General features: G+C 66.1%; 25 protein-coding genes and 1 pseudogene. 8 read left to right on the top strand and 18 right to left on the bottom strand.

Annotated features, from left to right (window positions below):
* Positions 1–33: 33 nt before the first annotated feature.
* The 8 genes from ACN0V4_RS14375 to ACN0V4_RS14340 all read right to left on the bottom strand — a co-directional run bounded on the left by ACN0V4_RS14375 (position 34) and on the right by ACN0V4_RS14340 (position 5,835).
* A complete protein-coding gene (locus tag ACN0V4_RS14375) occupies positions 34–1,059 on the bottom strand; it encodes a diguanylate cyclase domain-containing protein (RefSeq protein ID WP_417677263.1) in 1,026 nt (341 codons plus the stop codon).
* Positions 1,056–1,643: a heme NO-binding domain-containing protein gene (locus tag ACN0V4_RS14370; protein WP_417677261.1), complete on the bottom strand. Its 588-nt coding sequence runs from the start codon at positions 1,641–1,643 to the stop codon at positions 1,056–1,058. Before ACN0V4_RS14370 ends, ACN0V4_RS14375 begins: the two co-directional genes overlap by 4 nt.
* Positions 1,588–2,229, bottom strand: coding sequence for a trimethylamine methyltransferase family protein (locus ACN0V4_RS14365; RefSeq protein ID WP_417677601.1), 642 nt, complete (start codon positions 2,227–2,229; stop codon positions 1,588–1,590). Before ACN0V4_RS14365 ends, ACN0V4_RS14370 begins: the two co-directional genes overlap by 56 nt.
* Positions 2,174–2,869 carry an HAD family hydrolase gene (locus ACN0V4_RS14360; RefSeq protein WP_417677259.1) on the bottom strand — a complete coding sequence of 232 codons (696 nt, stop codon included), beginning with the start codon at positions 2,867–2,869 and terminating at the stop codon, positions 2,174–2,176. Before ACN0V4_RS14360 ends, ACN0V4_RS14365 begins: the two co-directional genes overlap by 56 nt.
* A 21-nt stretch (positions 2,870–2,890) precedes the next feature.
* Positions 2,891–3,175: a DUF3572 domain-containing protein gene (locus tag ACN0V4_RS14355; protein WP_417677257.1), complete on the bottom strand. Its 285-nt coding sequence runs from the start codon at positions 3,173–3,175 to the stop codon at positions 2,891–2,893.
* 85 nt (positions 3,176–3,260) lie between these two features.
* Positions 3,261–3,971, bottom strand: coding sequence for a Hint domain-containing protein (locus ACN0V4_RS14350; protein WP_417677255.1), 711 nt, complete (start codon positions 3,969–3,971; stop codon positions 3,261–3,263).
* A 280-nt stretch (positions 3,972–4,251) separates the two neighbouring features.
* A complete protein-coding gene (locus tag ACN0V4_RS14345; RefSeq protein ID WP_417677253.1) occupies positions 4,252–4,899 on the bottom strand; it encodes a Type II secretory pathway, pullulanase PulA in 648 nt (215 codons plus the stop codon).
* A 15-nt stretch (positions 4,900–4,914) separates the two neighbouring features.
* Positions 4,915–5,835 carry a DMT family transporter gene (locus tag ACN0V4_RS14340; protein ID WP_417677251.1) on the bottom strand — a complete coding sequence of 307 codons (921 nt, stop codon included), beginning with the start codon at positions 5,833–5,835 and terminating at the stop codon, positions 4,915–4,917.
* A 225-nt stretch (positions 5,836–6,060) separates the two neighbouring features.
* Between ACN0V4_RS14340 and ACN0V4_RS14335 the strand changes: the two genes are divergently transcribed.
* Both ACN0V4_RS14335 and ACN0V4_RS14330 read left to right on the top strand, forming a co-directional pair.
* Positions 6,061–6,252 (top strand): DUF2892 domain-containing protein, encoded by a 192-nt coding sequence (locus ACN0V4_RS14335; protein WP_028093584.1) that lies wholly within the window; start codon positions 6,061–6,063, stop codon positions 6,250–6,252.
* Between the two features lie 129 nt (positions 6,253–6,381).
* Positions 6,382–7,395 (top strand): hypothetical protein, encoded by a 1,014-nt coding sequence (locus ACN0V4_RS14330; protein WP_417677249.1) that lies wholly within the window; start codon positions 6,382–6,384, stop codon positions 7,393–7,395.
* A 21-nt stretch (positions 7,396–7,416) separates the two neighbouring features.
* Here ACN0V4_RS14330 and ACN0V4_RS14325 read toward each other — a convergent pair whose 3' ends face one another.
* The 5 genes from ACN0V4_RS14325 to ACN0V4_RS14305 all read right to left on the bottom strand — a co-directional run bounded on the left by ACN0V4_RS14325 (position 7,417) and on the right by ACN0V4_RS14305 (position 12,229).
* Positions 7,417–8,487 (bottom strand): SPOR domain-containing protein, encoded by a 1,071-nt coding sequence (locus ACN0V4_RS14325; protein ID WP_417677247.1) that lies wholly within the window; start codon positions 8,485–8,487, stop codon positions 7,417–7,419.
* Between the two features lie 100 nt (positions 8,488–8,587).
* On the bottom strand, positions 8,588–9,229 hold the full coding sequence (upp, locus tag ACN0V4_RS14320; protein WP_417677245.1) for a uracil phosphoribosyltransferase: 642 nt from the start codon (positions 9,227–9,229) through the stop codon (positions 8,588–8,590).
* An 84-nt stretch (positions 9,230–9,313) separates the two neighbouring features.
* Complete coding sequence (locus ACN0V4_RS14315; RefSeq protein ID WP_417677243.1) at positions 9,314–10,525, bottom strand: phosphopentomutase; 1,212 nt, start codon at positions 10,523–10,525, stop codon at positions 9,314–9,316.
* Entirely contained in the window at positions 10,522–11,832 is a 1,311-nt protein-coding gene (locus ACN0V4_RS14310) for a thymidine phosphorylase (protein ID WP_417677241.1), read from the bottom strand. The genes ACN0V4_RS14315 and ACN0V4_RS14310 overlap by 4 nt, the downstream gene beginning before the upstream one ends.
* A gap of 4 nt (positions 11,833–11,836) precedes the next feature.
* On the bottom strand, positions 11,837–12,229 hold the full coding sequence (locus ACN0V4_RS14305; protein ID WP_417677239.1) for a cytidine deaminase: 393 nt from the start codon (positions 12,227–12,229) through the stop codon (positions 11,837–11,839).
* Positions 12,230–12,407: 178 nt separating this feature from the next.
* Here ACN0V4_RS14305 and ACN0V4_RS14300 point away from each other — a divergent pair, with 178 nt between their 5' ends.
* The 3 genes from ACN0V4_RS14300 to ACN0V4_RS14290 all read left to right on the top strand — a co-directional run bounded on the left by ACN0V4_RS14300 (position 12,408) and on the right by ACN0V4_RS14290 (position 18,375).
* The gene (locus ACN0V4_RS14300; protein WP_417677237.1) at positions 12,408–14,681 is read left to right on the top strand and encodes an NADP-dependent malic enzyme; all 2,274 of its coding nucleotides are present in this window, start codon (positions 12,408–12,410) and stop codon (positions 14,679–14,681) included.
* Positions 14,682–14,937: 256 nt separating this feature from the next.
* Positions 14,938–16,830, top strand: a complete 1,893-nt coding sequence (prpE, locus tag ACN0V4_RS14295) for a propionate-CoA ligase PrpE (RefSeq protein ID WP_417677235.1) — start codon at positions 14,938–14,940, stop codon at positions 16,828–16,830.
* Between the two features lie 114 nt (positions 16,831–16,944).
* Positions 16,945–18,375, top strand: coding sequence for an amidase family protein (locus tag ACN0V4_RS14290; protein WP_417677233.1), 1,431 nt, complete (start codon positions 16,945–16,947; stop codon positions 18,373–18,375).
* A 189-nt stretch (positions 18,376–18,564) separates the two neighbouring features.
* Here the strand turns inward: ACN0V4_RS14290 and ACN0V4_RS14285 are convergent, their stop codons facing one another.
* Positions 18,565–19,326: an NAD kinase gene (locus ACN0V4_RS14285; protein WP_417677231.1), complete on the bottom strand. Its 762-nt coding sequence runs from the start codon at positions 19,324–19,326 to the stop codon at positions 18,565–18,567.
* Positions 19,327–19,491: 165 nt separating this feature from the next.
* Here ACN0V4_RS14285 and glyA point away from each other — a divergent pair, with 165 nt between their 5' ends.
* Complete coding sequence (glyA, locus tag ACN0V4_RS14280; RefSeq protein WP_417677229.1) at positions 19,492–20,787, top strand: serine hydroxymethyltransferase; 1,296 nt, start codon at positions 19,492–19,494, stop codon at positions 20,785–20,787.
* A gap of 57 nt (positions 20,788–20,844) precedes the next feature.
* On the opposite strand, the gene ACN0V4_RS14275 is transcribed toward glyA, so the two are convergent.
* Positions 20,845–21,258, bottom strand: a complete 414-nt coding sequence (locus ACN0V4_RS14275) for a VOC family protein (protein WP_417677227.1) — start codon at positions 21,256–21,258, stop codon at positions 20,845–20,847.
* 153 nt (positions 21,259–21,411) lie between these two features.
* Positions 21,412–21,741, bottom strand: coding sequence for a hypothetical protein (locus ACN0V4_RS14270; RefSeq protein WP_417677225.1), 330 nt, complete (start codon positions 21,739–21,741; stop codon positions 21,412–21,414).
* A gap of 150 nt (positions 21,742–21,891) precedes the next feature.
* On the opposite strand from ACN0V4_RS14270, the gene ACN0V4_RS14265 reads away from it, so the two are divergent.
* Together ACN0V4_RS14265 and ACN0V4_RS14260 are read left to right on the top strand one after the other, a co-directional pair.
* Positions 21,892–22,656 (top strand): alpha/beta fold hydrolase, encoded by a 765-nt coding sequence (locus tag ACN0V4_RS14265; protein ID WP_417677223.1) that lies wholly within the window; start codon positions 21,892–21,894, stop codon positions 22,654–22,656.
* A gap of 112 nt (positions 22,657–22,768) precedes the next feature.
* Positions 22,769–23,911: pseudogene (locus tag ACN0V4_RS14260) on the top strand (NAD(P)/FAD-dependent oxidoreductase); the annotation flags it as partial.
* A 184-nt stretch (positions 23,912–24,095) separates the two neighbouring features.
* Here the strand turns inward: ACN0V4_RS14260 and ACN0V4_RS14255 are convergent.
* Together ACN0V4_RS14255 and ACN0V4_RS14250 are read right to left on the bottom strand one after the other, a co-directional pair.
* Positions 24,096–25,034: an alpha/beta hydrolase gene (locus tag ACN0V4_RS14255; RefSeq protein WP_417677221.1), complete on the bottom strand. Its 939-nt coding sequence runs from the start codon at positions 25,032–25,034 to the stop codon at positions 24,096–24,098.
* Positions 25,031–26,920 carry an acyl-CoA synthetase gene (locus tag ACN0V4_RS14250; protein ID WP_417677219.1) on the bottom strand — a complete coding sequence of 630 codons (1,890 nt, stop codon included), beginning with the start codon at positions 26,918–26,920 and terminating at the stop codon, positions 25,031–25,033. Before ACN0V4_RS14250 ends, ACN0V4_RS14255 begins: the two co-directional genes overlap by 4 nt.
* Between the last annotated feature and the right edge of the window lie 75 nt (positions 26,921–26,995).

Genomic DNA, 26,995 nt, shown 5'->3' with positions numbered 1-26,995 from the left:
CCCCGGCGTCGGATCGCCGATGCGAAACGAGGCTCAGCCGAAGCGGGCGCGGTCGATGGTCTCGATCTGCTCGGGCTCCAGCGTTTCCATTCCCGGGCTGTAGAACCGCAGCCCGGCGCGACCGCCGCGCTTGGCGGCATAGAGCGCCACATCGGCCTGATCCAGCAGCTTGAGCGGATCGCTCGCTGGCTGTTCGGTCGAAATCGCGATGCCGATGCTGGCCGAGATCCGGCAGCTCTGCCCATGAAAGCGCATCGGCTGCTCGATCCGGTCGATCAGCCGGCGCGCGATACGTTGCAACCGCGGCCGGTCGGTGAGGTGATCGAAGATGATGACGAATTCGTCGCCGCCGGCCCGCGCCACGGTGTCTTCACGCCGGGTCTCCTCGACCAGTACCCGGGCGACCTGTTGCAACACGTAATCGCCCGCCGCATGCCCCAGCGTGTCGTTCACCTGCTTGAAGAAATCCAGGTCGATATGCATCAGCGCATAGGGCATACCGCCGCCGGCCTTGCGCGCCATCACATGTTCCATCGCCCGGCGGTTCTTCAGCCCGGTCAGCGTGTCGGTAAAGGCCTGTTCCTCGGCCGAGATCTTGGCGGCCTGCAGCCGCAGGTTCAGCTGCCGCGAGGCCTCCATCGCCACCGAATTCGCCTCGGCCAGATAGAGCAACTCGATCGCCGGATCGGTCGAGGAGAAATCGGCGCTGGTCAGATGAAAATCGCGCACCGCATCGACCACGGAAATGCCGAAGGACAGCTTGACCACGGCGCCGCCCTCGATCCCCACGACCAGCCCCTTGAGGGTGGTCTTGCGGGCATCGCGGAAACTCAGGTTCAGCTTGCCGCCCTTGGCCGCCAGAAGATCCGAGAACTGAGACACGCAGCGCGGCCGCGCCAGATCGAAGAGATCAAGGAACTTCTCGCCTTTCAACTCGCGATCGGGGCGGATCTTCTGCATGGTCGGTCCCACCCGGGTGATCACCCCCTGCTCGTCCAGCAGCATGTACATCGGACAGAGCATGTCCAGCATGCGGATCAAATCATGGTTCTCGATCATCCCACGCGCACTCCCAACTCAAAACTCCGCCCCTCGCTGAAGGCGGATTCGACCAGGGTGATCGCGATCACCTCGGCCCCGTCGCGGGCACCGGCATGCTCAAGCATGACCAGGGCACCGTAATCATCCGCCATCGCCCGCAGGATACCCATCATGACCCAGCCGAACCCCGGCAGCCCAGGCGCACAGGTCAGGCTGAACTGCCCCGGGCGAATTTCCCGCAGCTCCATCGCCGGCAGGATCAGATCGTTCACCGCCAGCCGCGCCCGCCCTGGCAGCTCGTCCAGGGAATAGAGGAAATCGACATAGGTCTCCCCCCCGAACCGCAGCAGGCGCCGTAACGCCTCGACCGCCGGATGCGACACCAGATAGGTGCCCAGATCCTCCAGTATCTCAGAGCGGTCACGGCGCAATTCACCGCTGAGCGCGTCGAGCACATTGTCGGTCAGATCGTCCTCATAGGTCAGCATCGCCTCGAAGTCCGAAAAACTCAGGCCAGCGGCCTCGGTCACGTCGCGCCAACGATCTTCACCATATGTGTTGCAGACGAAGGACTGGATCGCCCTGTTGATCAGACCGTGCATGCGCACCTCCGAGGTTGCCGTGCGGGAAGCATGGCCGAAAATTGATTAACAAAGCTCCAACAAACGGTCGTCCCGGCCCGACTTTCCAGGCGAAACCCTCGTCGACACAACCCAGAAGGGAAGGCGCGTTTCGGAAATCTGTCGGAGCCCCTCCTGCGTCCTTGCGGCGGGCACCGAATTCGGCCAGCTCGGCGCGAATGGCCGGAACCATCGGCGGGGCTTCGAAGCTGACCAGAATCGCCTTCGACACCAGATGCGCGCGTTGCGGTGTCCAAACCGCCCCGGCGCCCCCTTCGGAGTTGCGCCAATCGCTTGGAAACGGTTGATGGAGGGCTGTGGCATAACGCTCCTGCGGAGGCGGGACCCCGAGCCGACGCCACCGTGCGTTATGAGAGAGTCGCGCTGTCCGCCATGCCTCCCTCCAGCCGGTTGCCGCAGGACAGAAGGCCCCAGCCACGGCCAGAGCGCCGCTCAGTCTACGGCAAGATTTGTTGCTGTCGGGTCGGCGATCCTCACGCCCCTCGAAAGGATCAGCGGCGCGCCGCCAGCCAGTCGGGGATATGGCCGATATCGGGCAGCACCGCATCGGCATGCGGCGCCAGCTCCTCCGCCCCGGCCATGCCGGTCAGCACCCCCAGCGTCGCCATGCCCGCGGCACGCCCGGCGATCAGGTCATGGGTGCTGTCGCCCACCATCGCGGTCCGCGACGGTGCCACCCCGACCGCGTCACAGAAGGCAAGCAACGGATCGGGTGCGGGCTTGGCACCAAAGCCGCTGTCGAACCCGGCGATGAAGTCGAAGCGGTCCAGCACCCCGGCGCCACCAAGCTGGGCCCGGGCGCTGTATTCGGTGTCATTGGTCATCACCCCGAGCCTGATGCCACGCGCCGCCAGCGCGTCAAGGAACTCTGCCAGCGGCACCGCCGGCGCCAGCGGCGCCTCGGCGGCGCTGCGAGTCAGATGCGCCTCGATCTCCTCGACGCTACGATGCGGCAGGGCGCCAGCCAAGTATTCCGCCGCCTCGCGGTTGGTGCCGGCGATCACCGGGCTGTCGGGCAGAAAACTGTTGCGATCCAGATCGAAGCACACCGCCGCCGCCATCGCGCGGGTCAGCGCGGCATCGCCCTCGGCCAGTTCGTCGATCACCCGCCGGGCCCAGACGTTCCAGGTGGCGCCGAAATCGAACAGCGTGCCGTCCTTGTCGAAGAGAATGGCATCAACGGGCATCGGCGCGCTCCTTTCGGCGGCTCAGGTCCAGTTCATCTGGGCGCCACCCGGCAGGGCGGCGCGAGCCTTGATCAACCTATCATATGGGATCCCGAGGCTGTCACAAAAGGCCATTACCCAAGCATCGTCCATCATCAGGAAGTCGAGCACCCCCGCCAGAAAGACCGGATCGGTCGCACGCGATTTCAGCTCGTCCAGCCCGGCGCCGCTGGCGCCCAGGAAAACCGGCAGAAGCTCCTCGTTCGAGACAAGCCAGCCCAGCGCCTGAAGGCCAAGGGTTTCAGCGGCATCGGAGGAAAAGCTCATGCGAAATCCATAGGTTGCAGCGGCCATGGCCGGTTGCCCAGTCCTGCGCGATTTGTCCGCGCAGGTCAATCGAAAGCGGCAGCGCCTAACCCGCCAGGCGCGTGCCCCGCCGCGCCGCCGCGACCTGCTGCGCGATCTCCTCCGGGGCATAGCCCAGCGCCGTGGCGTCTCCCCCCTCGATCAGGCTGCGGACCAGAAACCGCGCGGTCTGCAGGGTCTGCACCCGGAAATAGCCCGCCTCCTCCACCGCATCGACGGCGGCGAGCGGCGTCTGCGGCTGCGGACAAAGCGCCAGCAGCCCCCCTTCGACATAGATCGCCTCTTCCTGCGGAAAGACCAGCGTGACGCTCTCCAGCTCAGGCCCCACCTCGGCCTCGGCAATGCGCCTTTGCCCCGACAGGGCACGGGCCGGAACCACGACGAAAGCCTCGCCCAGCATCGCCTGCGCCGCCTCGCTTTCCAGCAGCAACCCCTGATCCGGCATCAACCAGAGCGGCGCCTGATTGCCCAGCGCCCGCGGCGGCACCCGCAGCGCCCGGCAACCGCCCGCGCGACGCTCCTCCCCCAGGCTCAGATGATCGCGCTGCACGTCGATCACCGGCTGAAACCCACGATCAAAACCCAGCACCCGGTCGCCGACGCGCAGCGCCTCGACCGGCCGCCAGCCGCGATCGGTCGCCACCCGGGTACCCGCCACCAGCCCGGCCTGCCCCGTGATCAGCATCCCCTCGAGCGGGCGCTGGACCTCTTCGTCCAACGGCTCGCCCCGGACCAGATCGCGCAGCAGTTTCAGCATGAAAGGGCCCTTCCTTCAGCGCCCCAGCAGGGCGCGGCACAGATCGTCATCGCGCCATAAAGCCTCCCCAGAGGGCCGGAGGTGAGCCGGAAATGGGGAAAACTCGTGTCATTGTTTCCCGGGTCCCCGCAATCCCGGGCCAGGCGGAAAACTGATCCCGCATCGCCATGGGTGTCTTCTCGCGCTCCGCGCCAACCGGCCGGAGCTTCCACGCCCCCCTTCGTCTTTGCAAGAATACTCAAATGCCCCGCCCCTCGCCCGGGCGCACCGTTCGAAGGGCTCAGTCGAACCCGTAGCCGAAGCGCGCGACATCCTCGGCGCAGGCCTCGGCCACGGCCTCCGCCGCCAGCGGGCTATAGGCGGGCTGGTAGGCGGGCTCGGCACCGGAGCGGTTCACATGCGGCAATAGCAGCGAGACGCCCAGATGGGCGAGCAGCGGCTGGGCATCCGCGTCGAAATGTTCAAGCCGGATATAGGCATCGCACTGCTCGCGCCCGTCAGATCGGCGCATGTAGGAGCCATAGGGATGCGCGCGAAAGGCGGCGCGGGTGTCGCGATGGGTGACGAAGCCCTCGAACGCCAGCCCGCTGGCCAGCCGCACCGCCGGGTGGTCGAAGGATTGCAACCGCAGCCAACGATAATAGCTCAGCGCCCGCGCCCAGGGGTTGCGCACCAGGGTGAAGGCGAAAAGCCCATCGAGCGTGGCCGCCGGCACCAGCCCTTCGATATCGGCAAGCGTCGAATGCTTCCACAACCGGCCGCGCGCCACCGCCCCCTTGAGCCGGCGCCGCCGCAGCCGCGCCTTCGGCGTGTCGCCCAGCATCAGATCGTCCTTCATCGCCCGCGCCTCCAGCGCCAGCGCCAGCGAGGTGCCCCCCGTCTTGGGAATATGGATGAAGACGTAACCGCGCCCGGGGCTCAGGATCATGAGCGGCAGGCTAGCCTATTTCGACCGGATCGCAATGATCCCCCCGCCCGAGACGATCAGCGCGATCCCGATCGCCTGCGCCGGCTCGATCGCCTGGCCATAAAGAATCCAGGCGGTGAAGGGCGCCACGATTATCACCGAATATTCGAAGACCGCGACATAGGAGGCCTCGCCCAGTTGATAGGCCTTGATGATCAGGAAGACGCCGCCGACCACCCCCAGCGCCTGCACCGCCACCCAGGGCAGCACGCTTGCCATCGGCCAGACCCAGCCGCGCAGGGCGAAGCCCGCGGCGCCCGGCGCCGCCTCGACCGGAAAGACCGCCAGCACGGCAACCCCGGCGGCACCGATCAGCGCCATGGCGACCAGCATCCCGGCCAAGAGCGCCACCGTGCTCTCCCCCTCGCAGAGGCTGCGGGTGGCGATCGAGCCCAGCGCATAGAAGAGGCCCCCCGCCACCGCCAGCAGGATCGAGCCGTCGAAATGCGCCGGATCGGGGCGCAGCACGAAGAGGATGCCGGCAAAGCCCAGCGCCACCGCCAGGATGCGCCAGGGCCCGATCCGCTGCCTGAGGCCCAGCGCGGTGATCAGCAGGATGAAGATCGGCGAGGTGAACAGCCCCGCCAGCGCCTCACCGATCGGCATCAGCGACAGGGCGGCATAATAGAACATCATCGACACCGCCAACAGCAGGCTGCGCAGCGCCACCGGCGCATAGCGACGCGGCCAGAACCGCCCCAGCCCCAGCGCCGAGAGCGCCGCCAGCAGCGGCAGGGCCAGCAGCGCCCGGGTCAGGTGGAATTGCCAGAGCCCGATCTCGGCCGAGATCAGCGGGATCACATTGTCGGCCACCCCCGCGATGGTCATGGCGCAGATCATCACCGCAGCGGCGGTCAGGGGGCGGTTGTCGCCGGGCAGAGTCGCAAGATGTGTCATGCCTCCGTCTTGCCAGTCTCGGGGCGCGCCATCTGCGCCTAAAGCGACATCATCGCGAAATGACGCGAGGGAATATTCCGTCATATGCGCCGGTGGATCAGCCGCCGTCCCAACACCGGGAATTGCCCGCCTTGCCGCGTTCCGGGCTTGCAAAAGATCAAACGCATTCTTAAATTGGAATACAAAGGCGCCCCGGCGGCGCCGGCTAGTCAAAAGGACTCGGACATGACCATCCATAACGCTGTCACCGCCTTCGCGGGCTTCATGGTTCTGCTGTCGGTCGCCCTGACCTATTGGGTGTCGCCCTATTGGGTCTGGCTGACCGTCTTCGTCGGCGCCAACCTGCTGCAATCCTCCTTCACCGGCTTCTGCCCGGCGGCGATGATCTTCGCGAAGATGGGTCTGAAACCGTCCTGAGCTGACCCGCCCCCAGACCTACCCAGACTTACCCAGACTTTCGCGCCCGGGGCAAAGCCGTTTGCTGCCCGGGCGGGCGCCGTGCTAGGGTGAAACAAAAATACCTGAGGCACGGCAGAAGCACCCGACATGACGGCGCTGCGCGAATATGAACGGCTTGAAGCCAGCGGCCTCTGGCGCCGCGTCCCCGAAGATCAGCGCCGCGAGGTGATTGTCTCGATCGGCGAGGCAACTCTGACGATCACCGACATGGCTGACCGCCCTCTGACCCATTGGTCGCTGGCCGCCGTCGACCGGCAGAATCCCGGCACTCTGCCCGCGATCTATCACCCTGACGGCGATCCCGACGAGACACTGGAACTGGCCGAGAGCGAAGATGCGATGATCGACGCGATTGAGCGGGTCCGCAGCGCCATCGCGCGGTCGCGGCCGCGCCCGGGCCGGCTGCGCGTCGCCAGCGTCAGCGCCAGCATCGGCGCGGTTCTGCTGCTCCTGCTGCTCTGGCTGCCCGGGGCGCTGTTGCGCCACACCACCCAGGTCGTCCCCGCGATCAAACGTCAGGAAATCGGCCAGACCCTGCTGACCCGGATCGAGCGGGTGGCGGGACAGGCCTGTCAGACCCCGGAAAGCGCGCCGGCTCTGCGGCGTCTCGCCCGGCGCACCGGCGCCGGCCGGCTGGTGGTTCTGCGTACCGGCGTGCCCGGCACCCTGCATCTGCCCGGCAATATCATCCTGCTGAACCGCGATCTGATCGAGGGCTATGAGGATCCGGCCGTCACCGCCGGTTTCATCCTGGCCGAACAGGTCCGCGCCGCAGAGAACGACCCGCTGGCCGATCTGCTGCACTTTGGCGGACCGCTGGCGGCCTTCCGGCTGCTCACCACGGGCGAGATCACCCGCGGCACGCTGGACGGCTATGCCGAACATGTTCTGATCGCCCCGCGCCCGAAGCTGAAGGAAGCGACGCTTCTGGAGGCCTTCGCCCGGGCGAAGCTCTCTTCCTCGCCCTACGCCTATGCGCTCGACACCACGGGCGAGGCGACCCTGGGGTTGATCGAGGGTGATCCGATGGCCGGCAAGGAAACCGATCCGGTGCTTCCGGATCGGGATTGGGTGCTGCTGCAAGGCATCTGCGGCGGCTGAAGCGCCGCCCTGCCGCCAGGCTTATCGCCCGACGAACTCGGTCTTGCGGTCTTCCCGGGCGGAGCGTGTCGATACCCGCACCACCGGCGCATCGGTTGCGATCAGAGTATCGGGCACCGCGATCACCGGGCGATCGGTCGGCACTTTCACCAGACGCCGCGGCACGGTCTTGGTCCAGATCAAATCGGTCTGGGCATCGCCACCTTCGGTCCGGATCCCGCGGCGCAGGTTCAACCGATCGTCGTCACGCACCGTCTGCAGATAGCCGGCCGGCACATAGGGCGCCGCACTGATCTGCGCCGGCACCAAAGTGACCTCAGCACGATGCGGGTTCAACCGATCATCCGTCCAGACCGGGCGATACCCCGGCGGCACGGTCACATCGGCGGTATTCTGACGCGCATCATAGACATGGCGCGGCACCACCCGGGTGCCGGCCGGATAATAGGGCTGCACGGACGAAAGTTGCAGGCCGCTGCGGCGATAGGCCAGCGCCTGCGGTTCCCGCTGCGGCCCGCAGCGCACGTCCGGGGAATTGTTGATATATTGCTGGCTGAGCGGCGAGGCATCCGGGCAAGGCCCATGCGCCACCCGTGACGCGCCTGGCCCCGACGCATGGACCGGAGCCGGCTGATACCGCGGTGCCGACTGTGCCGATTGGTAGCGCGGGGTCGCCGCCGCGGCATGCGGCTGCGGCACCGGTGCGGCCGGTTGATATCGCGGCGCGGCGGCGGCCACCGTCGCGGGCTGTGGCGACGCTGCCGGCCGCAGTTCGGGGGCAAGGGTGATCTCAACCGGCGCCCGCGCCGGCGTGGTCGGAGCGGCAGGGGCGGATACGGCAGCCGCCGCCGCCTGGGTGCCGAGGCTGGGCTGATAGCCGCAGATCAACTGCCGCGAGCGCGTGACCCGCGGCACCCAGGTCACATTGCCGTCGATGCCAGCCCGGATGAAGATGCAGCCGCGACTGTCGACATACTGGGTGCCGGTGAAGGAGGCCGGGGGAAATTCAGCCGGGGCGACCGCCGCCTCGGCCTGCAGGCTCTGCGCCTCGGCCGACAGCGTACCGACCGCGGCTGCGATCAATGTGGCCACCATAACCCTTGTAAAATTCATCGGCACCCCCACAACATATGCCTTAAGGATGCCGCAATTCCACGGGTGAGTAAAGTGGACAGTTCCGCCTTTGGCACAGCTATTTCGTGCCGAACATCCGGTCTCCGGCATCGCCCAGGCCGGGCATGATATAGCCCTTGCTGTTCAGCCCGCGATCGAGCGAGGCGGTGACGATCGGCACGTCGGGATGCGCCTCTTTCATGCGGGCGACGCCTTCGGGCGCGGCCAGCAGGCAGAGAAAGCGGATATCGCTGGCGCCGGCCTGTTTCAACAGCTCTATGGCCGCCGCCGAGCTGTTGCCGGTGGCCAGCATCGGGTCGACCACGATCACCATGCGATCGTTCAGCCCCTCGGGCACCTTGAAGTAATATTGCACCGGCTTCAGCGTCTCTTCGTCACGGTAAAGGCCGATGAAGCCGACCCGGGCCGAAGGCACCAGTTCCAGCACACCGTCGAGCATGCCGTTGCCCGCCCGCAGGATCGACACCACCGCCAGCTTCTTGCCCGCCAGGATCGGCGCGTCCATCTCCTCCAGCGGGGTTTCGATGGCGCGGGTGGTCATCGGCATCTCGCGGGTGATCTCATAGGCCATCAGCAGGGTGATCTCATGCAGCAGCTGGCGGAATTCGGCCGAAGACGCCCCCTTGTCCCGCATCAAGGTCAGCTTGTGCTGAACCAGCGGGTGATCGACGACGGTGAGCAGATCGTGAAGCGCGTGCATGGGGGTCTCCGGACAGTCTGTGGCAGTTTTTCCGTATTAGGCCGGGCGCGCCCCCGCCCGCAAGCGGCAAGGCGTCCGAAAGGCTCAAAGGAAACTTCGCCCCGGCCCCCGCTCTGCCAGCCCCAGATGATCAGCGATGCTGGCGGCGACATCGACAAACCCCACCTGCCCCAGCGCCTTGCCCCCGCGCCCTGCGCCCAGCACCGGCACCCGTTCGCGGGTGTGGTCGGTGCCGCTCCAGCTCGGGTCGTTGCCGTGATCGGCGGTCAGGATCATCAGATCGCCGGGCCGCAGCCGCGGCAGGATCGCGCCAATCTCGGCATCGAACCATTCCAGCGCCCGGGCATAGCCGGCGATATCGCGGCGATGACCAAAGAGGCTGTCGAATTCGACGAAATTGGCGAAGGTCAGGCTACCCTCCTCGGCGCTGTCGACCAGGGCGGAGAGCTGCCGCATCAGATCGGCATCGGGGCCTTTCACCACATCGTCGATGCCCTGCATCGAGAAGATGTCGCCGATCTTGCCCACCGCATGCACCTTGCCACCCCCGGCCTGCACCCAATCGGTCAAGACCGGCGCCGGCGGGGTGATGGCATAGTCATGCCGATGCACGGTGCGGGTGAACCCGGCCTCGGCGTTGCCGATGAAGGGCCGCGCGATCACCCGCCCGACCTTCATCGCATGCAGGATCGGCGCCACATCGGCGCAGAGTTTCAGCAACCGGTCGAGGCCGAAGGTGTCCTCATGCGCGGCGATCTGGAACACGCTGTCGGCGGAGGTATAGCAGATCGGCCAGCCGGTCCGCAGATGCTCGGCCCCAAGGCGCGCGATGATCTCGGTTCCCGAGGCGTGGCAATCGCCCAGAATGCCATCGGTGCCGGCGACGCGGGCCACAGCCGCACTCAGATCGGGAGGAAAGGCGGGGATCGTGTCGGGGAAATAGTGCCAGTCCCAGGGCACCGGCAGGCCGGCCAGTTCCCAATGCCCCGAGGGCGTATCCTTGCCCGGCGACACCTCGGTCGCCGCGCCCCAGAGGCCTTGCGGCTCTGCCCCCAGCCCCGGCACATCGGCGCCTGAGGCAAGGCGCACCGCCGCCCCCAACCCCAGTGCGTCGAGATTGGGCAGGCAGAGGCGGCCGGCGCGGCCCTGATCGGCGCGCCCCGCGGCGCAGGCCTGGGCGATATGGGCCAGCGTATTGGCGCCGCTGTCGGGCAGCGTCCCGTTGAAGAAACGGTCGGCATCCGGCGCGCCGCCGATACCGACGGAATCCATCACCACAAGGAAGGCGCGGCTCACAGGCTGATCCTTTCGCGCACCAGCGCCGGCACCGGGGCCGGTTTCGCCCCGATGGTGATCGCCGCCCGCACCGCCTGCGCCGCCCGGCGCGCCGCATCCTCACGCGCGGCGTGGATCATGGCCAGCGGCGTGCCCCGGCCCACCTTCGCGCCCAACCGGATCACCTCGGACAAGCCGACAGCGGGGTTGATGACGTCGTGTTCCACCTGACGCCCACCGCCCAGCGCCACCACGGCCAGACCCAGCGCCTCGCCATCAATGGCGGTGACAAAACCTTCGTCCCGCGCCGTGACCTCGTGCATCACATCCGCCTCGGGCAGATAGCGCGCCCAGTTGTCGACAAAGCCCATCGGGCCGCCCTGCGCCGCGATCATCCGGCCGAACCGCTCTGCCGCGCGACCATCGGCGATCACCGCGCGGATCCGCGCGGCACCGGCCTCTGCCTCCGCCGCCAGCCCGGCATCGACCAGAACCTGCCCGCCCAGCGCCGCCGTCAGATCGGCAAGCAGCCCCGCCTCGGCCCCGGTCAGCACCCGCAGCGCCGCGTCGACCTCGACCGCGTTGCCCAGCGCCGGCGCCAAGGGCTGCGACATGTCGGTGATCAACGCCGAGGCCTTGCAGCCCGCCGCATTGGCAGTCTCGACCAGGGCCCGCGCCAGGGCCCGCGCCTCGCCTTCCGTCTTCATGAAAGCCCCGCTGCCCAGCTTCACATCCAGCACCAGCGCCTGCGGCGCCTCGGCCAGTTTCTTCGACAGGATCGAGGCGGTGATCAGATCGAGACTTTCGACCGTGCCGGTCACATCGCGCACCGCATAGAGCCGCTTGTCCGCCGGCGCGATCCGGGCCGAGGCCCCGGCGATCACGCAGCCCACCTTGGCGACGAGTTGCGGCAGAACCTCCTGCGGGATCTGGGTGGTGACGCCGGGGATCGCCTCCAGCTTGTCGAGCGTGCCGCCGGTATGGCCCAGCCCCCGGCCCGAGATCATCGGCACATAGGCGCCGCATTCGGCCAGCGCCGGCGCCAGCACCAGAGAGACACAATCCCCCACCCCGCCGGTCGAATGCTTGTCCACCACCGGACCGTCGAGCGCCCAGTCCATCACATCGCCGCTGTCGCGCATCGCCAGGGTCAGCGCGGTGCGCCCCTCGGCCCCGAGATCGCCACGACAGACCCCCATGGCAAAGGCCCCGGCCTGGGCGTCGCTGACCCGGCCATCGGCCAGGCCTTCGGCGAACCAGCGCAGGTCCTCGACCGACGGCACCTCGCCCCGACGCAGCCGGGACAGGATCGCACGTGCATCGCTCATCGGATCAGCTCTTTTTCATGTGGTCGGTGTTGAAGGCGCCCGGCAGCAGGTCGGCCAGGGTCATCACCTGTTCCTCTCCGGCGATGGTGCCCATGATCACCGGCACGTGGCCCTTGCCGAATTCCGCCAGCTTCTGCCGGCAACCGCCACAGGGCGACACCGGCATCGGGGAATCGGCGATCACATAGACCTCGGTCAGCGCGGTTTCGCCGGCGGCAACCATGGCCGCGATCGCGCCGGCCTCGGCGCAGGTGCCTTCGGGATAGGACACATTTTCGACATTGCAGCCGGAGTATATCACCCCCGAAGCCGCGCGGATCGCCGCCCCGACCTTGAACTTGGAATAGGGCGCATAGGCATTCTGGAAAACGGCGGTGGCTGCGGTTTTCAGGGACATGAGACTCTCCGGAATTTTTCGCCCATCTTGCGGCCCTGACCCGAGGATGCAAGAGGGGGCGCCGGCGCAGAGACCCCGTCGGCGCTGAGCCGGTGTCCGCCGCGTCCGTGATTTCGGTGGTTTCGCCCGCCGAAAAAGAGGTTTAATATTAAACTATATCCCCAGCGGAGCACCCCAGATGACCGACCACCAGAATTTGCGTCAGGCGTCCCTGTTTTATCACGAATTCCCGAAACCCGGAAAACTCGAGATCAGGGCAACCAAGCCGATGGCCAACGGCCGCGATCTCAGCCGCGCCTATTCCCCCGGCGTGGCCGAGGCCTGCCTCGAGATCAAGGCCGATCCGGCCAATTCGGCGCGCTATACCGCGCGCGGCAATCTGGTCGCCGTCGTCACCAACGGCACCGCCGTGCTCGGGCTTGGCAATATTGGCGCGCTCGCCTCCAAGCCGGTGATGGAAGGCAAGGCGGTCCTGTTCAAGAAATTCGCCAATATCGACTGTTTCGATATCGAGCTGAACGAACCTGACCCCGAAAAGCTGGCCGAGATCGTCTGCGCGCTGGAACCGACCTTCGGCGCCATCAACCTCGAGGACATCAAGGCCCCCGAGTGTTTCATCGTCGAGAAGATCTGCCGCGAGCGGATGAACATTCCGGTGTTTCACGACGACCAGCACGGCACCGCCATCGTGGTCGGCGCGGCCGCCAAGAACGCGCTGCACGTCGCCGGCAAGAAATTCGAGGATATCAAGATCGTCTCCACCGGCGGCGGCGCGGCCGGCATCGCCTGCCTGAACATGCTGCTGAAGCTGGGGGTAAAGCGGGAAAACGTCTGGCTCTGCGACATTCACGGCCTGGTCCACGAGGGCCGCAACGAGGACATGAACCCGCAGAAGGCGGCCTATGCGCAAAAGACCGATCTGCGCGATCTCAGCCAGGTGATCGAAGGGGCGGACATGTTCCTCGGCCTCTCCGGCCCGAATGTGCTGACGCCCGAGATGGTGGCCAAGATGACCTCGCGCCCGATCATCTTCGCGCTGGCCAACCCGACCCCGGAAATCCTGCCCGAAGAGGCCCGCGCGGTGGCGCCCGATGCGATCATCGCGACGGGGCGGTCGGATTACCCCAACCAGGTCAACAACGTTCTCTGCTTCCCCTTCATCTTCCGCGGCACGCTGGATGTCGGCGCCACCGAGATCAATGACGAGATGCAGCTTGCCTGCATCGAAGGCATTGCCCAGCTTGCCCGCACCACCACCAGCGCCGAGGCCGCCGCCGCCTATCGCGGCGAACAGCTTACCTTCGGCGCCGATTATCTGATCCCGAAACCCTTTGACCCACGGCTGATCAGCACCGTCGCCACCGCGGTCGCCAAGGCGGCCATGGCCAGCGGCGTCGCCACCCGCCCGCTCGAGGATATCGAGGCCTATAAGCAGAAGCTGAACGGCTCGGTGTTCAAATCGGCGATGATGATGCGCCCGGTCTTCGACGCCGCCCGCACCGCCAGCCGCCGCATCGTCTTCGCCGAGGGCGAGGACGAACGCGTGCTGCGCGCCTCGCAGGCGGTGCTTGAGGAAACCACCGAAACCCCGATCCTGATCGGCCGCCCGGACGTGATCGAGCGGCGCTGCGAACGCTATGGGCTGACGATCCGGCCCGGACGCGATTTCAAGATCGTCAACCCGCAGGACGACCCGCGCTATCGCGACTATTGGGGCACCTATCATTCGCTGATGGCACGGCGCGGCGTCACCCCCGACCTGGCCCGCGCCATCATGCGCACCAATACCACGGCCATCGGTGCCGTCATGGTGCAGCGGGACGAGGCCGACAGCCTGATCTGCGGCACCTTCGGCCAGTACCTGTGGCACCTGAACTATGTGCAGCAGGTGCTGGGCACCGCCGACCTGCACCCGGTCGGCGCGCTCAGCCTGATGATCCTCGAAGACGGGCCGCTGTTCATCGCCGACACCCATGTGCATTCCGAACCGACGCCGGAACAGATCACCGAAACCGTGATCGGCGCCGCCCGCCATGTGCGCCGCTTCGGCCTGACCCCGAACATCGCGCTCTGTTCGCATTCGCAGTTCGGCAACCTCAACTGCGACACCGGCAAGCGGATGCGCGCCGCGCTCGAGATCCTCGATTCCGAGCCGCGCAACTTCTCTTATGAGGGCGAAATGCATATCGACGCCGCCCTTGACCCCGAGCTGCGCGAGCGGATCTTCCCCGACACCCGCATGCAGGGCTCGGCCAATGTGCTGGTCTTCGCCAATACCGATGCGGCCTCGGGTGTGCGCAACATCCTGAAGATGAAAGGCGGCGGGCTCGAAGTCGGGCCGATCCTGATGGGCATGGGGAACCGGGCGCATATCGTGACGCCCTCGATCACCACGCGGGGGCTTTTGAACATGAGCGCCATCGCCGGCACGCCGGTGGCGCATTACGGCTGAGCCCTCTCGGCGCGAACGATTGACAGCGAATCAGGCGGGCGATGAAGTTTGCAACTTCCGCCCGCCTTTTATTTTGCAAACTCACCGGATCATTTGCTGTAAATTCAGAGCCTTTACTGTATTTGCAAAATTTTCCTGCCCCCTCCCCCTCCTCCCAGCAATTTTATTGCGATAAACTGACGCTGGGCCCCGCAGGTGGCTTGCCCAGGGGGAAAGCGGCTCGTAACAAAACGGGGACGCAAGAGGAGGGAATACCATGGCATACAAGGACGTCTACGCGGGCTGGCAACAGAACCCCGAGGCCTTCTGGATGGACGCAGCCCAGTCGATCGACTGGGTCAGGCCCCCCTCGAAGGCGCTGTTCGACGACAAGGCGCCGATCTACGAATGGTTTTCCGACGCGCTGGTCAACACCTGCTGGAACGCGGTGGACCGTCACGTCGAGGCCGGCCGCGGCGAACAGATCGCCATCATCCACGACAGCCCCGTCACCCAGACCAAGCGCTGGATTTCCTACGTGGAACTGCGCAACCGGGTGGCGAGCCTGGCCGGCGCACTGCGCGCCAAAGGGATCGAAAAGGGCGACCGCGTGATCATCTACATGCCGATGATCCCCCAGGCGCTCGAGGCGATGCTGGCCTGTTCGCGCATCGGCGCGATCCATTCCGTGGTCTTCGGCGGTTTTGCCGCGCATGAACTGGCAGTGCGGATCGACGATTGCAAACCCAAGTGCATCATCGCCGCCTCCTGCGGGATCGAGCCCGACCGCGTGGTGCATTACAAGCCGCTGCTCGACGGCGCGCTGGCGCAATCGACCCACCAGCCGGATTTCTGCGTGATCTTCCAGCGCGAACAGGAAGTCGCGCATCTGGAAGAGGGCCGCGATTTCAACTGGCACGGCTTCCAATATGGCGTCGAACCGGCGGAATGCGTGCCGGTCGAGGGTAATCATCCGGCCTATATCCTTTACACTTCCGGCACCACCGGCCAGCCCAAGGGGGTGATCCGCCACACCGCCGGTCAGCTGGTGGCGCTGAACTGGACGATGAAGAACATCTACAACGTCGACCCCGGCGATGTGTTCTGGGCCGCCTCGGATGTGGGCTGGGTCGTCGGCCACAGCTATATCTGCTATGCGCCGCTGATCCACGGCAACACCACCATCGTCTTCGAGGGCAAGCCGGTGGGCACCCCCGACGCCGGCACCTTCTGGCGGGTGATCTCGGAGCATAAGGTGAAAAGCTTCTTCACCGCGCCGACCGCCTTCCGCGCCGTCAAACGCGAGGATCCGAAGGGCGAGCTGGTCGGAAAATACGATCTCTCCTGTCTCAAGCAGGTCTATCTGGCCGGTGAACGCGCCGATCCCGATACCATCACCTGGGCGCAGACCAAGCTGAACGTGCCGGTGATCGACCATTGGTGGCAGACCGAAACCGGCTGGGCGATCGCCGCCAACCCGATGGGGATCGAGGAACTGCCGGTCAAGCTCGGCTCCCCCTCGGTGCCGATGCCGGGCTATGACGTGAAGATCCTCGACGAGGGCGGGCATCCGGTGAAACCGGGCACTTTGGGCGCCATCGCCATCAAGCTGCCGCTGCCGCCGGGCACCCTGCCGACGCTGTGGAACGCCGAGGATCGCTATATCAAATCCTATCTCACCAACTTCCCGGGCTACTATGAGACCGGCGACGCGGGGATCATGGATGAAGATGGCTATCTCTATATCATGGCGCGCACCGACGACGTGATCAACGTGGCCGGCCACCGCCTGTCGACCGGCGGGATGGAGGAGGTTCTGGCCTCCCACCCCGATGTGGCCGAATGCGCGGTGATCGGGGTTGCCGATGATCTCAAAGGCCAGGTGCCGCTGGGTTTCCTGTGCCTGAACGCCGGCACCGACCGGCCGCATGACGAGATCGTCAAGGAATGCGTCCAGCTTGTCCGCAACCAGATCGGCCCGGTGGCAGCCTTCAAGCTGGCAGTGGTGGTCAATCGCCTGCCCAAGACCCGCTCGGGCAAGATCCTGCGCGGCACCATGGTGTCGATCGCCGACAGCAAGCCGTTCAAGATGCCGGCGACCATCGACGATCCCGCCATCCTGGACGAGATCAAGCTGGCGCTGCAGAGCCTCGGCTACGCCAAGGCCTGAAATCGGCGGCCGCGCAATTCTAGCGACGCTTCGGGCGGGGCCATGATTTTTCATGGTTCCGCTTGCACTCTCCCCCGCCTGACCTAGGCTGGCCCGCGCAGGAGAGTGATTGACATGTCAGATAAAGACCTCTGGCGCCTGAGCGCCACCGAAACCGCCGCCCGCACCATCGCCGGCGACGTGACCGTCGAAGCCGTGATCGCGGCGAACCTCGCCCGGATGGAGGCGGTGAACCCCAGGCTGAACGCCGTCGTCGTGCCCCTGGCCGAAGAGGCGCGCGCCCGCGCCAGGGCGCTCGACCAAGCCCGCGCTGCCGGCGCCCCCTGCGGGCCGCTGCACGGCGTGCCGGTGACCATCAAGATCAATGTCGACCAGACCGGCCAGGCCAATTCCAATGGCGTGGTGGCGTTGAAGGATGTGATCGCGCCCGGCGACGCCCCGGTGGTCAGCAATCTGCTGAAGGCCGGCGCCGTGGTGATCGGGCGCACCAACACGCCGGAATTTTCCTTCCGGGCCGATACCGACAACCCGCTGTTCGGCCGGACCCAGAACCCCTGGGGCACCCATATCTCTCCGGGCGGATCGTCCGGCGGCGCCGGGTCTTCGGTGATGGCGGGGATCGGCGCGCTGGCTCATGGCAACGATATCGGCGGATCGCTGCGGTTTCCCGCGGCCGCCAATGGTGCGGTGACGGTGAAACCGGGACTGTCCCGCGTCGCCGCCTATAACCCCAGCCAGACCGCCGAACGCGGCATGCTGGCGCAGGCCATGTCGGTGCAGGGGCTGATCGTGCGCTCGGCCGCCGACCTGCATCTGTCGATGCCCGCGCTGATCGCGCCGGACGCCCGCGATCCGTTCCATGTGCCCCTGCCCTGGCGCGGCGCGGCGCTGGAGGGCCCGATCAAGGTGGGCTTCACCAAGGAGACCTATGATTTCGATCTGCACCCCGAGGTCTCGGCCGCGCTCGACACCGCGCGCGACGCGCTGGTCGATGCCGGCTATCAGGTCGAAGAGATCGACCCGCCGCTACTGCATGAAGCCGGTATCGTCGGCTATCGCGCCCTGATGGGCGAAGTGCTGGCCCTGATGGAGCCGGCGATCCGCGCCCAGGGGTCGAAGGCGATCAACGATGTCTTTGACGAATACTTCAGCCAGTTCCCGCCCTATGAGGGCACCGAATTGCTGCAGATGATGGCGAAGCGAACCTATTACGCCCGCGCCTGGTCAGAGCTTCAACAAGACTATCCGCTGGTGCTGACCCCCTTCCTGCCGCAGCCCTTCTTCGCCCCCGACCGCGATCTCGACGGCGTCGAGGGCATGCGCGAGGCTCTGGGGTCAGCCTTCTGGTCCTATGCGATGAACTACATGGGCCTGCCCGCGGGCTGCGTGCCGGCGCGGCTGGCCAATCTGCCCCAGGGCCCGCAGCCGATCAATGTGCAGATCGTCGCCCGCCGCTGGCGCGAGGATCTGGCGGTGGACGCCTGCATCGCCATCGAAGAGCGTGTCGGCCGGATGTGCGACCCACTCTGGGCGAGACTGGGGTGAACAGCAAAAAATCCGGGCGTGGAAAGCTTTCCACGCCCGGGTGCTTGAAAATATCTTTGATCCTATGGTCACTCCCCCGACCGACACTCACGGAGACGGGGCTCGCCTAGCGAACATGATCAAGATAGCATGGATTTGCGGTCATTTCTGTGACTTTGATCAGGATATCGCCCATCCCGGCAAAGAAAATCAGGTAAATTGTTCCGAAATCAGCCGCTCCTCCAGCCCATGGCCGGGGTCGAACAGGATCCGGTGCCGGATCCGCGGCTCGGAGCGGATTTCCACCCAGTCGATATCCGGGATCGAGGCGGAGTCCGCATCCGCCATCACCGGCCGCTTTTCGGGCTCGAGCACATCGAAGCGCACCTTGGCGGTCTTTGGCAACAGCGCCCCGCGCCACCGCCGTGGCCGGAACGCCGCGATGGCGGTCAGCGCCAGAACATCGGCGCCGATCGGCAGGATCGGCCCATGGGCGGAATAGTTGTAGGCGGTCGATCCCGCCGGCGTCGACAGCATCGCCCCGTCGCACACGAGTTCCGCCAGCCTGAGGCGTCCGTCGACCGAGATCTTGAGCTTGGCCGCCTGCGGCCCGGCCCTGAGCAGCGAGACTTCGTTGATCGCCAGTGCCTTGTGCATCTGGCCCTGCCGGTCCATCGCCGTCATGGCGAGCGGATTGATGATCTCCTCCTCGGCCTCGGTCAGCCGGGCCTTCAGATCATCTTCGTCATATTCGTTCATCAGGAAACCGATGGTGCCCCGGTTCATCCCATAGACCGGCACCGACAGTTCCGCCGTCGCGTGCAGGGTGCGCAGCATGAACCCGTCGCCGCCCAATGCCACGATCACATCCGCCTCCTCCGGCAGGCAATCGCCATAGCGCTCGATCAACTCGGTCCGCGCCGCCTGCGCCACCGGCGCCGGGCTTGCGAGGAACGCGATTTTCAGGGTCATGGCAGGGGTTTCCGGTGTTATACAATCGGTTCCGAAACAACCATACCTTTCCACGCTTGACCAGTCTTGCCGTCGCAACCTAGCGAAACGTCGCATTCCGGGCTTTTCGCGCGCGCGCCTTTCCAGTAGGAACGCCGCCATCCACCGCAGATGATGGGAGTTACCATGAGCGCGCCCACCCGTGACACCGGCTTTTTCACCCAGCCCCTCGCCGACCGCGATCCCGAGATCGCCAAGGCCATCCAGCTCGAGCTCGGACGTCAGCGCGACGAGATCGAGCTGATCGCCAGCGAGAACATCGTCAGCGCCGCCGTGATGGAGGCGCAGGGCTCGGTCATGACCAACAAATATGCCGAGGGCTATCCGGGCAAACGCTATTATGGCGGCTGCCAGTTCGTCGACATCGCCGAGAACCTGGCGATCGACCGGGCCAAACAGCTGTTCGGCTGCGACTTCGCCAACGTTCAGCCGAACTCCGGTTCGCAGGCCAACCAGGGTGTCTATCAGGCGCTGATCCAGCCCGGCGATACCATCCTGGGCATGAGCCTGGATGCCGGCGGTCACCTGACCCATGGCGCCGCCCCGAACCAGTCGGGCAAATGGTTCCACGCGGTGCAATACGGCGTGCGCAAGCAGGACAACCTGCTGGACTATGATCAGGTGCAGGACCTGGCCAACGAACATCAGCCCAAGCTGATCGTCGCCGGCGGCTCGGCCATCCCGCGGCAGATCGACTTCGCCAAGATGCGCGAGATCGCCGACAGCGTCGGCGCCTATCTGATGGTCGACATGGCGCATTTCGCGGGCCTGGTGGCCGGCGGCCAGCACCCCTCGCCCTTCCCGCATGCCCATGTGGTCACCACCACCACCCACAAGACCCTGCGTGGCCCGCGCGGCGGCATGATCCTGACCAATGACGAGACCATCGCCAAGAAAGTGAACTCGGCGATCTTCCCCGGCATCCAGGGCGGCCCGCTGATGCATGTGATCGCCGGCAAGGCGGTCGCCTTCGGCGAGGCGCTGCGCCCGGAGTTCAAGGACTACGCCAAGCAGGTGATCGCCAACGCCCAGGCACTGAGCGATCAGCTGATCAAGGGCGGGCTCGATACCGTGACCCATGGCACCGACACCCATGTGGTGCTGGTCGACCTGCGCCCCAAGGGCGTCAAGGGTAACGCCACCGAAAAGGCGCTGGGTCGCGCCCATATCACCTGCAACAAGAACGGCGTGCCGTTCGACCCCGAGAAGCCGACCGTGACCAGCGGTATCCGCCTGGGCTCGCCCGCCGGCACCACCCGCGGCTTCGGTGAGGCGGAGTTCCGCCAGATCGCCGACTGGATCATCGAGGTGGTCGACGGGCTGGCCGCCAACGGTGAGGACGGCAACGCCGAGGTCGAAGAAAAGGTGCGCGGCGAAGTGGCCGAGTTCCTCAAGCGCTTCCCGATCTATCCGAACCTCTGATCCCGCGGATCAGCACAGCGAAACGGCCGCCCTCGGGCGGCCGTTTTTCCTTGCGGATCAGCTGGCGAAGAGCCCGGCGAAATCCTTGAACCCCTTCACCTCGATCGGGTTGCCCGAGGGATCGAAGAAGAACATCGTGCGCTGCTCGCCCGGCTCGCCCTCGAAACGGACGACGGGCGGGATATCGAATTCGACGCCCGCCGCCGCAAGCCGGTCGGCCAGCGCCAGCCAGTCTTCCAGCGGCAGCACCACGCCCAGATGCGGCATCATCACCATGTGATCGCCGACCTTGCCGGTGCGGGTGGTCGGGAAGGGCTCGCCCAGATGCAACGAAATCTGATGGCCGAAGAAATCGAAATCGACCCAGGTCTCGGTGCTGCGCCCCTCGGCACAGCCCAGCACGCCGCCATAAAAGCCCCGCGCCGCATCCAGATCGCGTACGTGATAGGCAAGGTGAAAGACCGATGTCATGAGGCTCTCCTGTTCTGTCCACCCCCTGCTTACGCGAGCCGGCCCCCCGAAGGCCAGAGCCTGGCTTGCGCCTTTTTCTAGCTGAAAATATCCTCGCCGAAGGCAGGCGCCAAAGGCGCCTTCCTCACCCGCCCCTTGTCGCGCGCCCAGAACTCAGACGAAACCGCGCCAGCGCAGAACCAGGATCAGCGCCGCGAAAAGCGCCAGGATGTTGAAGGCCAAACCGCCCAGCATCCCCAGCCACCAGCCCTTGCGCCGGTCGACCAGGTCGATGGACTTCAGATAGGCCGCGATCTCATCCGCCGCCCGGCCCAGAGCCTTCGCATCGAGCGTCAGGCAAAGCTTCGGGTGATGCGCGAAATCCTCCGCCTCGGCCAGCAGCCGGGCCTGGCCGCGAATCCGCCGCGGCAGCCGGTGGTTGGCCCGTTTCAGCGCGCCCTTGAGCGTGCTGCCTCCTGCCCCCAGCTTTTCTCGCAAAAGCATAAGGGTTTCCTCGATTCGGATCTCGATTCGGGCAGGCTCGGTCACGGGCGGGGCCTCGGGTCAGCGGAACAATCGGAGCTAAATAGCGCCAGCGCCGTGCGGGCTCAATGGGTCTGGCGCTGACGTTGCGGCGGCGCTATCACAACTTCCATGCTGAACACCATCCTCCATGGCACTGCCACCGACCGCCCGCCGCTGATCATTGCCCACGGTCTCTTCGGGTCCGGGCGCAATTGGGGCGTGATTGCCAAGCGGCTGTCGGATGAACGCCAGGTGATCGCGGTCGACATGCGCAACCATGGGCAGAGCCCCTGGCTGCCGCAGCACCGCTATGCCGATCTGGCCGCCGATCTGGCCGAGGTGATCGCCGCTCATGGCGGCCTTGCCGATGTGCTGGGCCATTCGATGGGCGGCAAGGCCGCGATGATGCTGGCGCTGAGCCATGGCGAAATGGTCCACAGGTTGGTGGTCGGCGATATCGCTCCGGTCACCTACGGCCACAGTCAGGCGCATCATATCGCGGCGATGCGCGCGGTGGATTTCAGCAAGGTCGAACGCCGCTCGGACGCCGAGGCGCAGCTTGCCGCCGCCGGGGTCGACAAGGCGCTGCAAAGCTTCTTCACCCAATCGCTCGACCTGAAGGAAAAACGCTGGCGGCTGAACCTCGATGTGCTCGAGGCGGAGATGTCCGAAATTCTCTCCTTCCCGCCGGTTACCGGCCATTGGGACGGCCCCGCCCTGTTCCTGACCGGCGCGGAATCGACCTATGTCAAGCCGGAGGACCGCCCGCGTATCCTCGAGCTTTTCCCGCAGGCGCGGTTCGTCAAGCTGGCCGGCGCCGGCCACTGGCTGCACGCCGACAAGCCGCGCGAATTCGAGGCCACCGTGCGCGCTTTCCTGAACGCCCGCGCCTGAGGCGCGCCCGCAGCGCGTCGCCGCCCATTCACGCCAATCGGCCGATCCGGGGCTTGACCCTACGTCCGCCACAACCCTGAATGGCGGCAACGACCTCAGACAGGACAGGCCGATGATCCAGAACGAGACCGCGGTGATCGCCAACAGCCTCTGGGCTGCCACCGCCAATCCCGCGCCGATCTATCCCGCGCTGACCACAACCGAAGAGGCCGAAGTCGTCGTGATCGGCGGCGGTTATACCGGGCTTTCCGCCGCGCTGCATCTGGCCGAAGCCGGGATTTCCGTCGCCCTGCTGGAGGCCGAGCAGCCGGGCTGGGGCGCCTCGGGGCGCAATGGCGGGCAGGTCAATCCCGGCCTGAAGGCCCCCCCCGACACCACCGTGGCCCATTATGGCGAAATCACCGGCGGCCGGATGGTGCGCAGTTCAGGCGCGGCGGCGCAACTGGTCTTCGATCTGATTCGCCGCCACGCGATCCGCTGCAATGCGCAGCAGGTGGGCTGGATTCGCGCCGCCCATACCCTACCCGCGCGGGACGATCTGCACGAGGTGGCGCGGCAATGGCAGCGCCGCGGCGCCGATGTCGACCCGCTGACCCCCCAAGAGATCGCCGAGCTGATCGGAACCGAGACCTATCGCGGCGGGCTGATCGACCGGCGCGGCGGCAACCTGCACCCGCTGAACTATGCGCTTGGTCTGGCCGAGGCGGCGCGCCGCGCCGGGGCACGGATTTACGGCCACAGCCGCGCCATCGCGCTGGAGCGTGAAGGCGCCGCCTATATCATCCGCACCGAGACGGGCGCGGTCAGCGCCCATAGGCTGCTGCTCTGCACCAATGGCTATACCGACGGCCTCTGCCCCCCGCTCGGGCAGACGGTGATCCCGGTCCGCTCGATCCAGGTGGCAACCGAGCCCTTGGGGGAAGCCGCGGCGCATATCCTGCCCGAGGGGCACTCGCCTTCGGATTCCCGCCGGCTGCTGCTCTATTTCCGGCGCGATCCCTCGGGACGGTTCATCATGGGTGGACGTGGCGCCTATTCCGACGGCGGCACTCGGCTGCAGATGCAGGCGCTGCGCAAGGCCTCGGTGAGCCTGTTTCCCGCTCTCGCCGGGGTACGCTGGGATTATGCCTGGGGCGGCTTCGTGGCGATGACCGCCGATCACTATCCGCATCTCCACCTGCTGGAGGAGACCATGCTGGCCGGGCTCGGCTACAACGGGCGGGGCGTCGCCATGGGCACGCTGCTGGGCAAGGTGATGGCCGATTGGGCGATGGGCACCCCGGTCGAGTCGCTGGACTATCCGGTCACCCCGATGCGGCCCCTGCCCTTCCACGGGCTGCGCAAGCTGGCGGTGACGACGGCGGTTGGCTATTATCGGCTGCGCTCGATGCGCTTGGCGACTGACCGTCCCCAAGCCGTCCAAAACCAGCCGCGCAGGATCAATCGTCGTAGGGCCAGAGCCCCTGACCCAACGCCTCGATCGCGACCTCGATCCGCTCAAAGCTCTCGCGGGCGCGCCCGGCCATATGACGGGCGCGCAGATAGCCATGCACCAGCCCGGGTTCGTTGATCCAATGCACCCTGACCCCGGCGGCGCGCAGCCTGGCGGCATAGGCCGGGGCATCATCGCGCAGCGGGTCGCAATCTGCCGAGATGATCACCGTCGGCGGCAAATCGGCATAATCGCTGTCCAGGAGCGGCGCATAGGTGGGATCGTCGGTCGGCTTCTCCTGCCCCTCGGCCAGGCGGACACGTTCATAGAACGCCATCTCCGCCGCGCTCAGGAGCGGCGCATTGGCATTTTCACGGTAGGAGGGTGCGCTGCCGTCGCCACCGAGGCCGGGATAGATCAGCACCAGCCCCAGAATGCCGTCGAGCCGTCCGCGCGCATGATGCGCCACGCAGGCCGCCAGATTGCCCCCGGCGCTGTCGCCCGACAGCACCAGAGGATCGCCGAATTCCTTCGCCGCCCAGACCGTCGCGGTCCAGCAGTCGTCAAAGGCGGCGGGGTGGCTGTGCTCTGGCGCCAGCCGATAGTCGACCGAGACCAGGCGATAGCCGGTTCGCGCGCAGATTTCGGCGCAGACATCGTCATGGCTGTGCAGCCCCCCCACCACGAAACCGCCACCATGGAAATACATCACCGTCCGGTCGGGGGTGCCGGCGGAATAGACCCGCACCGGCACGCCGGCGGCCGACTGATCGCTGGCCGTCACCCCGTCGGGATAGGGCTGCGCAAAGGCCTGACACATCACGTCATAGACGCGGCGCTGTTCGCCGACGGAATTGTCCACCGCATCGTCGGGATAGCTCTCGGCGGTCTTGGCGATGAAGGCCCAGACCTCCTCGTCGATCAGATCGCTGTAGTTGCGTGTCATTCTTCCCATTCCCAAGGGCTGGTGAAGGCTCCCAGCACCCGGGCGACATCGCCTTCGTCAGCACCGTTGCGCCGCAACAGCGCGACAAGTCCCCGGGTCTTGTCGTCGATCACGCCTTCGACCCGGGCCTGAACGCCCGCCTCTTCCAGCGCTGCGTTATAGATACGCGTGATCGCCATCTTGCGCAAATCCGGCTTGAAGACCTTGCCGACGGCGGTCTTCGGCAGCTCGTCGAGGATGCCCACGAACTTCGGCCGCGCCGCCCGTTCGTGAACGTGGATCTTGCAGTGCTGCATCAGCTCGTCCTGGGTCACCACCGCGCCCTCGACCAGCTCGACATAGGCGCAGGGCACTTCCCCCGCATAGGGATCGGGCTGACCGATGGCGCCGGCAAAGGCCACCGCCTCGTGGCTCAGCAGCGCCTCCTCGATCTCGGCGGGGTCGATGTTGTGGCCGCCGCGGATGATCAGATCCTTGGCCCGCCCGGTGATCCAGACATAGCCGTCCGCGTCGATCCGGCCGAGATCGCCGGTGCGCAGATACTTGTCGTCATAGAAGAGATCGAGGTTCTTCGCCGCCTCGGTATAGGTATGGCCGGCGAAGACACCGGGGGTGGACACGCAGATCTCGCCGATCTCGTCGACACCGCATTGCTTCGGCCCCTCGGGAGATCCCTTCATGATCCTGACGTCGGAGTAAGGGAAGGGAATGCCGATCGAGCCGATCTTCTTCTCGCCGTCGGGCGGATTGCAGGAGACCAGGCAGGTGGCCTCGGTCAGACCGTAGCCTTCGACGACATTGACACCGGTCGCCTGTTCGAACCGCCGGAACAGCTCGACCGGCAGCGGGGCCGAGCCGGAGAAGGCGATCTTCACCGTGCTGACGTCGGCGTTCACCGGTCGTTGCATCAGCGCCGAGATGGCAGTGGGCACGGTGATGATGAAGCTGATCTTCCAGCGTTCGATCAGCTTCCAGAAATTGTCGAACACCCCGTCGCCGCGATAGCCCGCCGGCGTCGGGAACACCACATGCGCCCCCGAGGCGAGCGCCGCCATCACCACCACGTGGCAGGCGAAGACGTGGAACAGCGGCAGCGGACACATCATGTTGTCTTCGTGGGTGAACAGCAGCGTGCTGCCGATCCAGCCGTTATAGATCGCGCCAGAGTATTTGTGCTGCGCCACTTTCGGCATACCGGTGGTGCCGCCGGTGTGGAAATAGAAGGCGACCCGATCTTTGCCGCCATCCTCGAAAGTCAGCTGGGTCGGCTGCTTCTTCAGCTCAGCTCGGAAATCGACGTAATCCGCGTGGGCGATCATCGCCTTGCCTTCGATCTTCGGCCGGATCAGCGGGACGACCCAGGATTTCGGCGGCGTCAGATAGCGGTTCAGATCGACTTCGAGCACGGTGTTGACATGGGACGAATGGCGTACCGCCTCGGCCACCTTCTGGGCGACATCCGTCTTCGGGAAGGGCTTGAGCGTCACCACCACCTTGGCGTTGGTCTCGCGCAGGATGGCCGCGATCTGCTCGGGCTCCAGCAGCGGGTTGATCGGATTGACGATCCCCGCGATCGCCCCGCCCAGGATGGTCAGCAGCGTTTCGTTGCAATTGGGCAGGACACAGGCCACCACATCGGTCTCGCCGACCCCCAGCGTGCGGAACAGGTTCGCCGCCTGGCAGCTCTGCGCCAAAAGCTGCGACCAGGTCAGCGTCTCGGCCTTGTCCGTGGGACCGGAGAGCAATTGATAGCTGACCGCCTTGCCGTTGGGATACTTGTGCGCCGTCCCGGCCAGCATGTGATAGAGCGTCTTGGGAAGATCGCGCTGTTCCCAGGCCATCTCGTTTTCGATCGCCAGCCGATCCTGCACTCCGGCAAAACCCATATCACGTCCTCCCTGACGGCTTGCTTCCGGGTCATCTTGCGAGCGGAAGATCACCCATAGGCCAGATTGGTTGGA

This window comes from Pseudodonghicola sp. (assembly GCF_048268305.1).
In the GTDB taxonomy this organism is placed as follows: domain Bacteria; phylum Pseudomonadota; class Alphaproteobacteria; order Rhodobacterales; family Rhodobacteraceae; genus Pseudodonghicola.
This window is presented reverse-complemented; position numbering and strand designations above follow the sequence as displayed.